Here is a 15,557-nt window from a genome sequence, read left to right on the forward strand (position 1 = left end):
ACCGGACGCTATCGAGGGCGGGTTGACGGCAGATGACCGTGGTTAGTTGGTTTTGCGGCCACTCGACGACCGGCTGCGGGCCGCGCTCGGGCTCATCCCGTGCACCCGTTTGAAGGCGGCGCTGAAGCCGAAGGCGTCCGCGTACCCGAGGTGTCGTGCCACGGCGGCGACGGTCGCCGTGGATTCGGCAAGCATGTCGGCGGCCAGTGTCATGCGCCAGTCGGTCAGGTAGGTGAGCGGTGGTTCGCCGACCAACGAGGTGAACCGTTTGGCCAGTGTGGATCGGGAGACTCCGGCCCGGGTGGCCAGGCTGGCCAGGGTCCACGGCCGGCCCGGCGCGTCGTGCATGGCGCGCAGCACGGGACCGACGGTGTCGTCGCTCAACGCGCGGTACCAGCCGGGAGCCTCGGTGTCCGGCTGGTCGAACCAGTCGCGCACCGTGCACACCAGCAGCCAGTCCAGGAGGCGGTCCAGCACGACCTGCCGGCCGGGCCGACCCGCGTCGAGCTGCGCGTCCAGGTAGTCGCGGAGCGCGGCGCAGTCCTGGTCGTCCGGTACGACAAGCACCGGCGGCAGCGCGCCCAGCAGCCGTTGGGGCACCAGACCTCGAACGTGGTACACCCCGACCAGCAGCACGAGGTGGTCGGCGTGGTCCGTGGGGTCGGCCGGGCCGGTGTGCCCACGCCGAACGTCGCGCAGTTCCCCGGGCGCGAAGCTCGACCGTGGCTCGGCGGAGAAGACGAACGGCGCTGGACCGCGCACGGTGGCGGCCTCCCCGACCCGGACCAGGCGGGGCTTGTCGCTCTCGGGATGGAAGATCCACCCCTCGCCGCGCATGGGGACGCAGAGCGTCAGCGGGGCGCCGTCGACGAACCGCAGCGCCCGCGGCGGCGTCAGCACCGACCGACCGAAGGCCGCGCCGTCGGCGTGCACGCCCCGCAGCAGACTGTCGAACGGGTCCATGACATCGAGGATAGATCGCCGACGACAGTGCCCGGACGATCGGACATGCGCGGCGTACGACGGCACATGTACCGTCCGCGACCGGGTCGGTTGACTCGTTGTCATGACGACAGACGCAGGTTCGATACTCGTTCTGGCCGGGACCGGGAAGACCGGTCGTCGGCTGGTCCGGACGCTGCGGGCGGCGGGTCAGCAGGTGCGGGCCGCCTCCCGCTCGGGTGAGGTGCGGTTCGACTGGTCGCGGCAGGCCACCTGGGGACCGGCGGTGGAGGGAGTCTCGGCGGTCTATCTGCTGGCACCGGAGGACCCGGCGCTGGCCGGCGACTTCGTGGCGCGGGCGGTCGACTCGGGCGTCGGTCGTTTCGTGGCGTTGTCCGGGCGCGGGATCGACCGGGTCGGTGACTTCTCCCCGGGCATGGTCGCCGCCGAGGAGGCGGTACGGAAGTCCGGCGTCCAGTGGACGATCATCAGGCCGAACAACTTCAGTCAGAACTTCAGCGAGGACCTTTTTCGCCAACCACTGCTCGACGGTCGGCTGGCCCTGCCGATGGACGACACCCCGGAGCCGTTCGTCGACGCCCAGGACATCGCCGACGTGGCCGCGACGCTGCTGACGGCACCCGGTCACCACGAACAGGTGTACGACCTGTCCGGTCCTCGCGGGCTCACCTTCGCGGCGGCGGTGGCGACGATCGCGGCGGCGTCCGGCCGTTCGATGCGCTACGTGGAACTCACCCCGGAGCAGTACCGGGCCGAGCTGCTGGCCGAGGGCTATCCGGAGGAGGCGGCCACCGCGCTGAACATCCTGTTCGCCGGGATGCGGGCGGGCCATCTCGCCGAGCCGGCCGACGGGGTGCGTCGGGTTCTCGGACGCGACCCGATCGACTTCGACAGCTACGCCGCCCGGGCCGCGGCGGCCGGGGCCTGGGCGTAGCCCCTCCGGGAGCGCACGAGCGGCGTAACGGGTGATCTGCCCGCATATCGCGAGCCCCCCGACGTACCGTGAGAACGTGCCGACGAGAGACGTACTCACCAAGGCTGACCTCGCCGAACTGCGCCGCTCGGCGCTCGGGACAGCCGACCCGCTGGGTGTCGCCGCCGACGTCGCCGAGGCGGCCGAGCAGGGCCGGCTGGAGGATCCGGACGACGCCGGGGACGCCCTGACCCTGGCCGCCGAGATCGCCGAGATCCGGGCGAGGCCCGAGGCCGCCCTGCGGTACGCGGAGCGGGCCCTGGCGGCGTACCCGTCCGGAGATGATCCGCGCGCCGGGTTCGCCCGGGCGCTGCGGTCCCGGGCCCTGTTCCGGGCCGGCGGTCGCGACGACGAGGCGATGGCCGAGTTGACAGCGCTGCGCCCGTTGCTGCTCGTGCAGCCCGACGCGCCCGCCTACGTGAGTGCCGCGCTGGACGCGGGCGGTCGTTCGGCGACCGCCGAGACGTGGCTGAGCGAGGCGGTCGACACAGTGCTGGGCGACCGCGCGACAGCGGCGTCCGGGGCGGCGAGCACCGCGATCGACCCGGTGGCGGATCTCGGTCCGCCGGACGCGCCGGGTGTCCTCTTCTTCCTGTTGCAACAGCGACACCGGGTACGCCGGAATCTGAACCTGCCGCACGATCGGCAGGACGACCTGGCGGACCGGCTGGAAACTCAGTTGGTGCGCCGGGCCGGAGAGCGCCGGGACGCCGAGTCGGACCTGCTCTTCTGGCCACGGTCCGAGTTCGACCGGCTGCTTGCCGAGCACGCGACGCTGAGCGAGGTGTACGGGTCGGATTGGGACGCGCACCGGGGCCGGCTGGAGACGGAACTGGTCCGGCTGAGGGGCGCCGGTCAGGCCGGGCTGGGCGTGTTCCGCGCCACCGTGGACGGGTTGCACGCGTTCGCCGGTCGACGTGACGGCGACCCGACCGACACGCCGGTCCGGGCGGGGTACGCGGCCGAGGTGCAGGCACGACCCAGCGCGCGGATCCCCTGGCCGCCGGAGCGCAACGACGCCTGCTGGTGCGGCTCGGGTCTGAAGTACAAGAAGGACTGCCTGCCGCGCTCCCGGTAAGCGGGGGCATCGCCGTGGTCCCGGCTGCGACATAATCCCGTCTGTGGGGAAGGGAAAACGGCGGGGGATCTTGGGCGGGGTCGCGCTGCTGGTGGTGGCGCTTGTCGGTGCCGGTCTGTGGCGCCATGTCCACGAACCGGACGACCCGACTCACGACAGTGCCGTGGTCGACGCCGCGAAGAAGGTCGACCGGGTCCAGTCCAGATTCGAGTACGACCACCTCTACCAGGCCGACAAGTACGTGCACTCGGCCAGCCAGGACCCCGACGTCGCGGTTCTCACTGTCAGCGGTGACACGCACTGGCAGACCGGCGTGACGTTGGTGCTGCGGGTGACGGGGCACGGCGTCGAGATCGGCGCGGACGGCTCGGTCATCGACGAACGTGACGAGGCGATCTGCTTTCGCCTTCAGCTCGGCCCGCGCGACGACAGCCGCGACGACGACATCGAGTGCCCACCGGACGATCCCGTCCAGGTTGCCGAGGACCCGTCGCTCGACGGGGTCGACGACCGGCTGAAGACCGCTCTGGAGGCCGTCGACCCGGACGGGGCCGCGGTTCGTACGGCGATCGACGGCCTGAAGCTGGATCCTGCCATCGCTGTGGACGTGACCGCACAGGACGGCAGGGTCGGCGTGGCCCTGCGGGCGGCGCAGTACGACTGCATCCTGGCCCGGGTCACCGGAAACGGCGCGGAGCTGTGGCGGCCGGCGCACACCCAGTTGGCCCCGGGCGAGCTGTCGTGCGCCGCGCGGGTCGCCCTGAGCAGCAATTTCGGTAAGGGACTTCGGTGAGCCTCGCTGTCCCGGGAGCCCGCTGATGCGGGCCGGGCCGGCCCGGCGCGTGGCGGCGTCCGCCGTCGCGGCGCTGCTGACGGCGCTCTGCGTACCCCTGGTCGTGCACCTGGCGCGGGAGCGGCACGACAGGGCCCCGGCGCTGGCGCGGGCGCCGCGGACCCCGGCGGCCACGGCGAGCCACGACCAGCAGCACTTCGCTGTCACCTGGGCCGCCAGTGCCGAGCGGCAGGGCGCCGGGCCGGCCGAGCGCAGCTACCGGTTCGTCGTCCGGACCAGTGTCGGTGGGGACGCCCTGCGGATCCGGCTGACAAACGCGTTCGGCGAGCACTCGGTCACCTTCGCCAGCGCCTACGCGGGGTTGCGGCGGCAGGGTGCGGAGCTGGTCCCGGGCAGCAACCGGCCGCTGACGTTCGGCGGGCAGGCCTCGGTCACCGTGCCGGCGGGCGAGATCATTCTGAGCGACCCGCTGCCCGGCGAGGTGGCCCCCGAGAGCGATCTCGTCGTCAGCCTCCACGTCACCGGCGCGCTGGGCATGCGCAGCGGCCACCTCCTGGCCCTGCAGACGTCGTACGCCACCACTGGTGATCACGCCGTCGAGGAGGCGGCGACCAACTGGACCGAGACCCTGACCTCCTGGTACTGGTTGGACGCCGTCAGCGTGCGGACGTCCACGGCGATCAGCTCGGTGGTCGTCCTCGGGGACTCCATCACCGACGGGTTCGCCTCCAGCACGGACACCAACCGTCGGTGGCCCGACTACCTGTCCCGCCGACTCCAGGCCGCGCCCGGCAACCCGGTTCGGGGAGTGGCGAACGAGGGCATCTCCGGCAACAAGGTGCTCGCCGGCGGCGCCGGACCGGCCGCGCTGCGCCGGTTCGATCGCGACGTCCTCTCCCACTCCGGTGTCGACACGGTGTTCGTCCACGAGGGCATCAACGACATCAAGGCCCACACCGGCGTCACTGTGGACGACCTGACCGCCGGCTACCGGCAGTTGGTCGACCGGGCGCACGCGGCGGGCACGTGCGTCGTCGGCGCCACGGCCATGCCCTACCAGGGCTGGCCCGAGTACGACGACGCCGGTGAGGCCGTGCGCCAGGGCGTCAACGACTGGATCCGGCACAGCGGCGTGTTCGACGCCGTTGTCGACTTCGACGAGATCACCCGCAGTCCGGACGACCCGCGCACGCTCCTGCCGTCCTTCGACAGCGGTGACCATCTCCACCCGAATGACAGGGGCATGCAGGCGATGGCGGATGCCGTCGACCTTGCCGTGCTGCGCTGCGACCGCTGAACGCTGTGGCGTCCCCGGCCCAGGCCGGTCGCCGGCGTGGTGGGCCGGGCGGGGCGCTGCTGATGATCTCGGGGGCTGACATGCCCCGGCGGGACCGATACCGTCCATCTCTGGACGATTGACGTCCACCAGACGCCACCGGAGGAGACCGTCGATGTTCGAGGAGTTCATGGGCCTCCCCGCCCACCCTCTGGTGCTGCACGCCGCCGTCGTGTTCGTGCCGCTGCTGGCCCTCCTGACGGTGGGCTACGCGTTCGTCGCGCCCATCCGGCCGCACACCCGTTGGGTGCTGGGCCTGCTCGCCGTGGGCGCGCCGGTCGCCGCCCTGCTGGCGAAGCTGTCCGGGGATGCCTTCTTCGAGCGGATGCGTGCCGCCAACCGAGTCACCCCCGAGTTCGTCCCGAAGATCGAGGCGCATCAGGATTTCGGCGACATCACGTTGTGGGCGACCCTCGGGTTGGCGATCGTGGCGCTGGCGCTTGTCCGGTTCGTCCCGCCGCGGGCCGCCGAGGCGGGCACCACCGACGACGGGCGACCCGGTCGGGCGCTGACCGTGGCGTTGCAGGTGTTGTCGGTGGTGGCCGCCGGCATCGTCGTGTACTACGTGATCCGCACCGGCGACTCCGGCGCGAAGGCGGTCTGGGAGGGGCAGTGACGCTCAGGCCACCTCGTCGCGTACCCACCAGGACAGCGCGACGAGCCAGCCGGAGATGAGCACCGCTCCGACGGCGAAGCGGATGCTCGCACTCTCCTCGCTCCAGGGCAGGGCGGTGAGCACGAACGCGACGGCACCGCTGGCCGCGCTGTAGAGCGCCCATCCCCGGCGGCCCTGGCCGGCGAAGCGTCGGGCGATCAGCAGTTCGGCCGCGATGAGCGACAGGAACCGCGATGAGCGACAGGAACGCGGCCGCGCCGCACACCGTGTGCAGGATGCTGCCCGTGCTGGCCTGCACGGGCAGCCCGCTCGGTGCACCGGGTGGCCAGCCGAGCGCGGGATCGGGGACGAAGACTCCGCCGCCGACCATCGCCACCCCGTAGACGCCGACCAGCACCGGCACCATCGTCGCGGCCCGGCCCGGACGCAGTGCCCGCCACAGGCCCACCGCGAACGCGACGGCCAGCACGCCGGTGCCCACGAACGCGATGAACTGCAGCCAGCCGAGGTCACCGAGGGTGAGTGCGCTCACCGCGTGCCGGCGCAGGTCGAACCCGGGTCGGGTGAACGCCTGCCCGAACGACAGGGCGGGAAAGAGCACGCCGGCTATCGTGCCGCAGCGCAGCAGGAGCTCGGTTCGACGGAGGTGGGTCTCGGGGACTGTCGTCCGGGACGTCATGGGCGTACCTCTCGGGTCGGCGTCACGCTCTACCCGTCACGACGAACGAGGCGAGCCCGGATCGACACCGCCCGGCTGCGAATCTGGCGGGGTGCTGGTGCGGCCCGGTCGGGCCGCACCAGCACGGTGACCGTCAGCCGGCGTGGTACGCCCGGATGATGGTCTGGTCGATGCCGCTACCACCGTTCGCGGCGGCCTTCACCCGCAGCGAGACGGCCTGCCCGGTGGTGGCCTTCGGCAGGGCGACCCGGTAGCTGTCGCCGCTCGCGGTGACCCGGGCCGACGTCCAGGTGACGCCGTCGTCGGTCGAGGTCCAGGCCTGCAACGACGTCACCTTCTGCGCCTTGACGCCGTGCGCCTGCCGGACGGCGACCTCGGCCGTCGTGCCGGTCACGTGGTTGGCGGTGTCCATGGGCAGCGCGTAGTCCACGGCGAGCAGCGGCAACGGCACGCTCTCCGTTCCGTCCGGCCCGGCGGACCGGAACGTCCAGGAGGTGTTGACCTTTGTCGAGATCGGCAGGATCAGGCTCGTGTCGACGTCGAGGGTCAGTCGGTAGTCCGCCATCTGCTGCGGCACCGTGAAGTCGGCGAGCGGCCGGTTCCGCTCGTCGACAAGCTTGCCGTCGCGGTACAACGACAGCTTGCGGTTCACACCGATCGAGTCACCCTGGAGGCAGTCGGCCCGCTGGTGCTTGTCGGTGAGGGTCACCAGGTCGATGTGCAGGTTGCCCCGGGTCCGCGACGGCGCGGTGGCGCAGCTGTAGTCGGCGCCGGCCGGGTCGTCGTACCAGCCGGAGTGCAGCGGCTGCCGCGCCCAGACCTTGGACTGCCGGCTGCCCGGCTGGTAGCTGCGGGGCGCCTCCTGGGCCGACAGGCCACCGTAGACGCCCTCGTCGGCCCAGAGGTAGCCGGGCGACAGGTAGTCGGTGCGGTACGGCGGCAGGTTCCCCTCGTGGGTCTCCGTCAGCCACACCCCGTCCGGCGTGAAGCCGCTGCGGACCAGCTGGGTGACCATCCCCTCCGAGTCGGTCTGGTGGAACCGCTCCTCGATCCGGGCGAGTTCCGCCTGCTCGGCCGCGTTCACCCGGTACGCGGGATCGGCCGGTACGCCCTTCGGGTACTCGTGGACGAGGTTGTAGCGGTACGGCGTGGCCGTGCCGGCCGGTGAGTCGAGGTTGACGGCGGCCCAGCTGCGCAGTGATCCGACACCGGGCTTCGGCAGTGCGGAGGTGCGGACGGCGGTCGCGTTCCCGTACCCGCTGATCTGGTTCCACCAGGACAGACCGTTCACCGACGTCTGGACGTTCGTTAAATCGATCTTGGTGGCCCTGGTGGCGACTCCGTCGACAGTCGCCGTCACCGGCTTGGCCCGCGCCGGGTCGAGCGTCACGCTCCGGTTGCCCGTGACGTTCAGGTCGGTCTCGCCGACGAGCGTCGTCTCCAGCACGTCGTTGTCGACGTAGTAGGCGACCGAGGCGCCGAGCACCGAGTACCGGCCGGCCGGCACCCGCAGCGTGAAGTCGTCTCCGGGCGCACCGCCGGCCCCGCCGTAGAAGATCACCGGGTCGGTGAGGTTGGTGATCGCGAGATTGATCCAGCTCTGCGCGCCGTCCTTCAGCCCGGACAACGGCTTCGTGTGGATCGTCAGGTCATAGCTGGGTTGCTCGACGTAGAAGCTCACCGGTGTCGTCGCGACAAGCGTGCGGCCGGCGGTCCGGGCGGTGACGGTGGCCAGGTAGAAGCCCGGCCGGGCGGCCAGCGCCGCACGGTTGACCCGCACTGTCGCCCCGGCGGTGGCGCCACGCTTGAGCGTCAGCCGGTTCGTCGACAGCGACGCCGCGCCGCGCGGCACCGGCTGGCCGTCGTGGTTGACCACCGACACGTCGAGGTCGAGAACGGTCGTCGCGGGCGTGGATGCGCCGGTCCAGCTCAGCTTCGCCTCGCTGGTCCCGGACTGCGGGTACGCGAAGGTGCCGAGGTTGACCACGGGCTGGTTGCTGGTCGGGCCGCCGAGGGCGCGGGCCGCGTTGAGCCGGCCGGCACCGACGGCGTACGCGTCGACGCCGGTCAGCGGGTCGGCTGCGCCGACGAGCGCGGCCTTGAGCTGCGCGCCGGTCCAGTCCGGGTGCCGCTGGGCGAGCAGCGCGGCGGCGCCCGCGACGTGTGGGCTGGCCATGGAGGTGCCGCTGATCGCCTCGTAGTGCTTGTCGATCGGGTCCTGCAGGTTGGTGCCGGCGGCCCGCGCGGCGACGATGTCGACGCCCGGCGCGACCAGCTCCGGCTTTGCCACGTTGCTGGTGACAAGCGGTCCGCGGCTGGAGAAGTCGGCGAGCTTGTCGTCGCTGTCGACCGCGCCGACGGTCAGCGCGCTGGCGGCGGAGCCGGGTGAGGAGATGGCCCCGCCGGTGTTGCCGGCGGCGATGACGAACAGCACGCCGGTCTGCTCGCTCAGACCGTCGACGGCGAGCGACAGCGGGTCGTTGCCGTCGTCCGGGTCACTGCCGCCGAGGCTCATGTTGATGACGTCGGCCCGGGTGGCGGCCCACTCCATGCCCGCGATGATCCCGGAGTCGTCGCCCGAGCCGTGGTCGTCGAGGACCTTGCCGATCACCAGTTTGGCGTCCGGCGCCACGCCGCGACGCTGGCCGTGTGCGGCCGCGCCGGTGCCCGCGATTGTCGACGCGACGTGCGTACCGTGGCCGTTGTGGTCGACGGCGTCACCGCCCTCGGCGGTGAAGTCGGACCGGTCGGCGACCCGGCCGACCAGGTCCGGGTGGGTGAAGTCGGCGCCGGTGTCGAGCACCGCGACCCGGACGCCGGTGCCGGTGTAGCCGGACTTCCACGCCTCGGGTGCGGCGATCTGCCGCAGGTTGCGGTCGAGGTCCGGCTGCTGTCCACCGCCGGTGAGCGCGGTGGCGCGCACCTTGCGGTCGAGCCAGACCTTCTTCGCGCCGGCGAGCAGCGAGTTGGTCGCCAGCTTCGCGGTGGCCGGGCTCTTCTTGGGTACGCGGCCGGCCACCGCGCCGATGCTGGGCAGCGGCAGTACGTCACCGAGGGCGGCGACCCGGGCGGACGCGGTGGCGGGTTGCACGATGAGCGGCAGCTCCGCGGAGTTGTCGTCGTCGTACCCGTCGGCGATCAGCGTGGTGACGTCGAAGAGGTCGGGGTCGAGCACCGAGCCGATCTGGGACGCGACGCGGGCGGGGATGACGTGCAGGTGGCCGTCGGGGCCACAGGTCTGGCGGATCACCGCGTTCTCGTCGGCCGGCCGGACGGTGGCGTGCGGGCATCCCGAGCCGGTGCTGCGGACGGTCACCACGTCCCCGGTCAGCAGGGTGACGGTGTGCGTCTTGCCGTCGATCGAGGTTGCGGGTGGGCCGGTCAGGCCGATGCCGCTGGGTCCCGCCGTGGCCGTGCCGCCCGGTAGGGCGGTCAGCGTCGTGGCCGTGACGGCGACGGCCAACAGCCACCGTGTTGTCCTGAGCATGCTGCTCCTCGTCTTATGTGGACGAAAGCGCCTCTTCGGGCGACTTCCCGCAAGATCATATGCACGGGTACGCGATCTTCAGAGGCCTTCGATGACTGGTTTTTCCGCTGCTGTGGCCGGAATTTCCGCAGCATGTCACCGCCGGGCTCGGTTCGATGACGTTTCGATTGCCGCCCGCCGCTTTCCGAAACAGCACATTGTGGATGAAGAGCGCATCCCCGTCCGAAGGGATCGACGGGACCCGAGCCCGGACCTAGCATGGCCACGAATGGATCTTCGAGATTGGCCCTGCCGACACCCGGCGACCAGCCCAACCGAAGGGAGACGCGCATGCGTCGACCCCGCCATCTGGCCCTACTGAGCGTCGGCGTGTCCGGCGCCCTGGTCCTGACCGCAGCCCCCACCGCGACTGCGGCCCCGCCCACGACCACCACGCCCACCGGCATCGTGGTCAGCGACGGCATGACCCAACCGGTGTTCTCGCTCGCCGACGCGATCGAGGAGCGCGTGTTCGTCCAGACCCCTGTCGACACCGATCACGACGGTCGGCTCGACCGGGTGGCGATCGACATCTCCCGCCCCCGGGAGACCGCCACGCAGGGCTTCAAGGTGCCTGTCATCTTCGAGCACAGCCCGTACCGCAAGGGCACCTGGGGTGACGTGCCGTACCCGAGCGTGCTTGTCGACGACCTGCCGCAGAACGGTCTGACCGACCACTCCGGGCGGCGGGCGCTCGACGCCGGCGTCCAGCGGGCCCAGGCGAAGGCCAACCTGCCCGGCTCGCTTGACGACTACTACGTGCCCCGCGGGTACGCGGTGGTGCTCGGCCAGAGCGTCGGCACCGGCGACTCGGACGGCTGCCCCACCAGCGGCGACCAGGCCGAGACGCTCGGCACCAAGGCGGTCATCGACTGGCTCAACGGCCGGGCGAAGGGCTACGACGCGAACGGCGCCCCAATCACCGCCGGCTGGACCACCGGGGCGGTCGGCATGACCGGCGTCTCCTACAACGGGACGCTGCCCAACCAGGTGGCCACTACCGGGGTCAAGGGACTCAAGACCATCGTGCCGGTCTCCGCGATCAGCAGCTGGTACGACTACTACCGGGCCAACGGTCTGGTCGTCGCGCCCGGCACGTACCAGGGTGAGGACCTCGACATCCTGGCCCAGTACACCGCCGGGCAGGCCCGGGCCGAGGGACCCTGCGCGGACGAGTTGGCGTCGATCACCGCGGAGCAGGACCGGGTCACCGGCGACTACTCGACGTTCTGGCGGGACCGCGACTACCTCGACGCCGGCAACGTCAAGGCCAGCGTCTTCGTGGTGCACGGCCTCAACGACTGGAACGTCAAGACCGAGCACTTCGCCGGCTGGTGGGACCAGCTCGCCAAGCACGACGTACCGCGCAAGATCTGGCTGCACCAGGGCGGGCACGGCGGCCCGGGCAACAGCGCGTCGGTGACCCTGCCGAGCGGTCAGACGTGGACCTACAAGCAGACCGAGAACCGCTGGTTCGACTTCTGGCTGTGGAACGTGCGCAACGGCATTATGGACGAACCGACAGCGGTGCTCCAGCGCGAGGACCGCGCCTACACCACGTACGCCAACTGGCCCGACCCGGCCGCACGCGCTGTCGGCCTACGGTTCGCCGCCACCGACGCCACCGCGCCGGGCGCCCTCACCACGGGCAAGCCGCCAAAGGCGAAAATCGAGCAGAGCTTCGTCGACGAGGGCCGGACCATCCACCCGGACACCCTGGTCGCCAACCCCGACACGGCGAGCGCGAACCGGCTCGCCTACCGCTCCCCCGCACTGACGCAGGACGTCCGCATCTCCGGACGTCCGGAAATGCGGCTGCGGATGGCGATCGACAACAAGCCGGACGCGAACCTCACCGCGTACCTTGTCGACTACGGCCCGGCCGGATCGACCGCCGCGCCGACAGTGGTGACCCGGGGCTGGATGGACCCGCAGAACCGCAAGAGCGCCGCCCGCACCGAGCCGGTCAAGCAGGGCAAGTTGTCCGACTACCGGTGGACGATGGAGCCGAAGGACTACATCTTCCCGGCCGGGCACCGGATCGGCGTTGTCGTCTTCTCCACCGACCAGGAGTACACCCTCCTGCCGTTGGGCGGCACCGAGCTGCGGGTAGCGCCGAACGACAGCGAACTGCGGCTGCCGGTGGTCGGCGGGCGGGGCGTCCTCGGGTTCTGATCCCGTCCTCGTGTCCAGGTGGGGCAGCTCGACTCGTTCGGGCTGCCCCACCCGCGCGACTACGCACCCCCGCATGCCCGCACCTCGCACGCCCCGCACGCCGGGCACGCCGGGCACGCCAGGCACGTTCCGCACACCCGATGCGCCCGCAGGCGGGGCACGCATGCACGTCCGCGCCGCTGCCCACTCGTCGCCGGTGGCGGCGACAGACCGCCTCCCTGCGTGATCGTGCTGGATCCTGGTTGTAGTGGTCTCGTCCGCGCGCGGAGGGGCCTGTTTCCTGGTTCGAGCGCGATCTTGGGGCGGGTGTCGTCCCGGGGTGCGCCGGCGGCCGGTGTCCGTATCGCCGTCCGGGTCCCAGTGCGCGCAACTTCAGGGATAGTGCTGCCTCAACTCGCCGCGAGGCAGCACTATCCCTGAAGTTGCTCGGATCTTGGCTTGGGTGCGGGTGGGGTTGCTGGGGTGTGGTGTCCGGTTCACGGGTTGGGTTGTGGGGTGGGTGTCCGCTTTGTCGGGGGTGTGCCGTGGTCGGGGGCACCCCGGTCGCGGAATGGTGGGTGGGGCGGGGTCGTTATACCTGGCATGCCGCCGCGACCTCGGGTCGTGGGCATGTGGCAGCCCCCGGGGAACACCCGCGCAGCCGCCACCGTTACATCCCCCGCAGAGCCGAGCACCACCAGCCCGGCCCGGTCCGGAAGAACCCTGGCGGAATGATCCGCCGCCCTGGACCGTTGCACCATCCTCCGGGACACCTCCGAGCAGGCCCACCCAGGCCGCCGGGCTGATCCCCGCGAACTTTCCCCGCCCGCACACGTCCCCCGGTTGTGTGGTGTGGGTTTCCCCCGATGCAGAGGAGCACGCCATCATGCGTACCGATCTGATTCGTAAGACTGCTCTGACCGCTGCTGGTCTCGCGTTCACCGGTGGTGCGATCGCCGGTCCGGTCACCGCCGCGTACGCCGCGTCGGAGGCCAAGCCGGCCACCCAGACCCAGACCGACCGTAAGCCCTCGGGTGAGCGTCAGCTGGGTGTGCGCTACGAGGCGCAGCCGAACTTCTACTACTGCGGTCCCGCCGCGACCCGTAACGCGTTGAGTGTGCAGGGTAAGAACATCAACGTCGATGACATGGCCAAGGAGATGGGCACCACCGAGGCCGGTACCAACTCGATCAACGACATCACCCCGGTGTTGAACAAGGAAACCGGCAAGAACGCGTACCACAGCGTCGAGATCAGCAACCCCAACGCCGACGACAAGCAGACCGACACACTGCGCGCCGACATCGTGAAGACTGTCGACGACGGCCGGGCCGTGGTCGCGAACATCGCCGGCACCAGCACCGACACCGACGGCAACACCCACTCCTACGAGGGCGGGCACTACATCAGCGTCGTCGGCTACCGCGACAACGGCACCACCGTCACCATCGCCGACTCCGCCGACCCCAACACCGCCTCCTACCAGATCAGCATCGAACACCTCGCCGACTGGATCGCCACCCGCGGCTACGCCACCAGCTGACCCGCACCACGGCAGCACCGCAACACCGACAAGGGCCGGACCCCACCACGGGGACCGGCCCTTTCGGCGTCGTCATTTTCCACCAACTGCGGGACGTATTGACAAGTTTCAACCAAAGGGCGAGGCTTGGGCAGCCGGTGAGAGCGCTCTCTCGTGTCAGCTCCACCGGTCACCACCAGTCTGGCCAGGGCAATCTCCGGCGTCTTCGGCGGCGGCGCCGGAGTTACCCCTGACCCGTTCCCCCGACAGGAGTCACGAGATGGACAGGGCCGCACCCCTCTCCGCCAACCACCGCCGACTGCGCCTCGCCACAGCGATCGGCGCCCTGCTGGTGCTACTCGGCACGTACGTCGTCTCCACCACCCAGCGGGCCGACGCCGCCCCGGTCGCCAACGCCATCCGGGTTGCCGAGTTCCCCGCCGACTGCACCTACAGCCACCGGCTGCCGGACGACCCGATCGTCTTCCCCGGCCTGCCCGGGGCGTCGCACATGCACAGCTTCTTCGGCAGCACGGTGACGAACGCCAACACCACACTGCCCGACCTGGTGAACTCCCAGAGCACCTGCAACCCGCGGGTGGACGTCTCGTCCTACTGGGTGCCGACCCTCTACCGGGACAACGTGCCGGTGGAGCCGGCGATCGCCACGTTCTACTACCTGGGCGAGGGCGTGCGCTCCGACGTCGTCGCGAACACCCAGCCGTTCCCGCTCGGGCTGCGACTCGTCGCCGGCAACGCGAAGGCCACCGGATCGAACGACAGCATCGCCCGGTGGTCGTGTCTGCACGCGGGACAGGTGGCGCCGTCGAAGGACTTCGTCACCTGCCCGTCCGGCACGATGCTGGAGTCGTACCTGGACTTCCCGCAGTGCTGGAACGGCCGCGACCTGGACTCGCCGGACCACAAGAGCCACCTGGCGTACCCGGTGAACCAGGCCTGCCCGAGCACCCACCCGGTGCACGTGCCGAAGTTGCGGCAGGTGCTGCGGTACCCGGTCAACGGTGACCCGTCGCGGTTCCGGCTGGCCTCCGGGCCCGGCTACACCATGCACGGCGACTTCTTCAACGCCTGGCCGGTCGCGGAGATGGCCCGGCGCGTGCAGGACTGCATCCGTCCCGTCATCAAGTGCGGTGCCGACGGCCGACCGCTCTGAGCCGACAGGCACACCCCGCGGAGGCGGGTCCGGTCACGCCGGGCCCGCCGTCCGGGGCGAGAGGAGGCCGGATGCGAAAGGTCCCCCTGCGCACGGCCGGGTGCCTGGCCCTCGCGGCGCTGCTGCTCGTCACCGCCTGCGCCAGCGGGCCACCGCCCACGCCCGCAGCGACGACCGCCGCACCACCCACCGCTACGACCGCCGCCGCCGCACCGTCTTCCGCTACGACCGCCGTACCGGTCGGGTCGGCTGCACCCGGCGGCTCGGCCGGCCTGTTCAGCCCCACCGACGTCGCGTGGCTCCAGCTGACGGTGGCGATGAACGAACGCCTGCTGCCGGTGCTGGACCTGATGTCGAGCCGGACCACCGACCCGGCGTGGCTGAGGTTCGCCGCCCGGCTCGGCACGGCGCACCGCGCCGACCTGAGTACGGCCCGCCGGCTGCTTGCCGAGTCTGGCGCGCCCACGACCAACCCGCACGAGGGCCACGACATGCCCGGCATGGTCACCGACGGGGAGTTGGCCACGTTACGGTCGGCCACCGGTGTCGGTTTCCAGCGGCGGGCCGGCCAGCACGTACGAGCGCACCTGGACCAGGCGGTCCGGATCGCCACCGCCGAGCAGCGAGGTGGAGTCCACCCCGCTACCAGGGTGTTGGCCTCGGCGGTCGTCCGGACGGGAAACGCCGACCTCGCCGGGCTCGCTCGCTTGGAGCAGCAGTGATGGCGGCCCGCTGAGGATTCT

The 15,557-nt window shown here is 71.2% G+C and carries 11 protein-coding genes and 1 pseudogene; 9 read left to right on the forward strand and 3 right to left on the reverse strand.

Annotation, left to right across the window (positions count from 1 at the left end):
• Positions 1-42 precede the first annotated feature (42 nt).
• Entirely contained in the window at positions 43-963 is a 921-nt protein-coding gene (locus ACQPWW_RS20160) for an AraC family transcriptional regulator (RefSeq protein ID WP_433124660.1), read from the reverse strand.
• Between the two features lie 103 nt (positions 964-1,066).
• On the opposite strand from ACQPWW_RS20160, the gene ACQPWW_RS20165 reads away from it, so the two are divergent.
• The 5 genes from ACQPWW_RS20165 to ACQPWW_RS20185 all read left to right on the forward strand — a co-directional run bounded on the left by ACQPWW_RS20165 (position 1,067) and on the right by ACQPWW_RS20185 (position 5,759).
• A complete protein-coding gene (locus tag ACQPWW_RS20165) occupies positions 1,067-1,897 on the forward strand; it encodes an NAD(P)H-binding protein (protein ID WP_433124662.1) in 831 nt (276 codons plus the stop codon).
• A gap of 76 nt (positions 1,898-1,973) precedes the next feature.
• Positions 1,974-3,014: an SEC-C domain-containing protein gene (locus ACQPWW_RS20170; RefSeq protein ID WP_433124663.1), complete on the forward strand. Its 1,041-nt coding sequence runs from the start codon at positions 1,974-1,976 to the stop codon at positions 3,012-3,014.
• A gap of 43 nt (positions 3,015-3,057) precedes the next feature.
• Positions 3,058-3,807 (forward strand): hypothetical protein, encoded by a 750-nt coding sequence (locus tag ACQPWW_RS20175; protein ID WP_433124664.1) that lies wholly within the window; start codon positions 3,058-3,060, stop codon positions 3,805-3,807.
• A gap of 25 nt (positions 3,808-3,832) precedes the next feature.
• Positions 3,833-5,104 carry an SGNH/GDSL hydrolase family protein gene (locus ACQPWW_RS20180; RefSeq protein ID WP_433124665.1) on the forward strand — a complete coding sequence of 424 codons (1,272 nt, stop codon included), beginning with the start codon at positions 3,833-3,835 and terminating at the stop codon, positions 5,102-5,104.
• Positions 5,105-5,258: 154 nt separating this feature from the next.
• Entirely contained in the window at positions 5,259-5,759 is a 501-nt protein-coding gene (locus tag ACQPWW_RS20185) for a DUF2231 domain-containing protein (RefSeq protein WP_433124666.1), read from the forward strand.
• Between the two features lie 262 nt (positions 5,760-6,021).
• Here ACQPWW_RS20185 and ACQPWW_RS20190 read toward each other — a convergent pair.
• Both ACQPWW_RS20190 and ACQPWW_RS20195 read right to left on the reverse strand, forming a co-directional pair.
• A pseudogene (locus tag ACQPWW_RS20190) lies at positions 6,022-6,438 on the reverse strand (DUF998 domain-containing protein); the annotation flags it as partial.
• 133 nt (positions 6,439-6,571) lie between these two features.
• Positions 6,572-9,925 (reverse strand): S8 family peptidase, encoded by a 3,354-nt coding sequence (locus ACQPWW_RS20195; RefSeq protein ID WP_433124668.1) that lies wholly within the window; start codon positions 9,923-9,925, stop codon positions 6,572-6,574.
• Between the two features lie 330 nt (positions 9,926-10,255).
• Here ACQPWW_RS20195 and ACQPWW_RS20200 point away from each other — a divergent pair, with 330 nt between their 5' ends.
• The 4 genes from ACQPWW_RS20200 (at position 10,256) to ACQPWW_RS20215 (ending at position 15,536) form a co-directional block, all read left to right on the forward strand.
• On the forward strand, positions 10,256-12,139 hold the full coding sequence (locus ACQPWW_RS20200; protein WP_433124669.1) for a Xaa-Pro dipeptidyl-peptidase: 1,884 nt from the start codon (positions 10,256-10,258) through the stop codon (positions 12,137-12,139).
• 865 nt (positions 12,140-13,004) lie between these two features.
• Complete coding sequence (locus ACQPWW_RS20205) at positions 13,005-13,661, forward strand: C39 family peptidase (protein WP_433124671.1); 657 nt, start codon at positions 13,005-13,007, stop codon at positions 13,659-13,661.
• A gap of 259 nt (positions 13,662-13,920) precedes the next feature.
• Complete coding sequence (locus ACQPWW_RS20210) at positions 13,921-14,814, forward strand: DUF1996 domain-containing protein (RefSeq protein ID WP_433124672.1); 894 nt, start codon at positions 13,921-13,923, stop codon at positions 14,812-14,814.
• 71 nt (positions 14,815-14,885) lie between these two features.
• Positions 14,886-15,536: a DUF305 domain-containing protein gene (locus tag ACQPWW_RS20215; RefSeq protein WP_433124674.1), complete on the forward strand. Its 651-nt coding sequence runs from the start codon at positions 14,886-14,888 to the stop codon at positions 15,534-15,536.
• Positions 15,537-15,557 lie beyond the last annotated feature (21 nt).

The sequence above is a fragment of the Micromonospora sp. CA-240977 genome (assembly GCF_050942285.1).
Taxonomy (GTDB): domain Bacteria; phylum Actinomycetota; class Actinomycetes; order Mycobacteriales; family Micromonosporaceae; genus Micromonospora.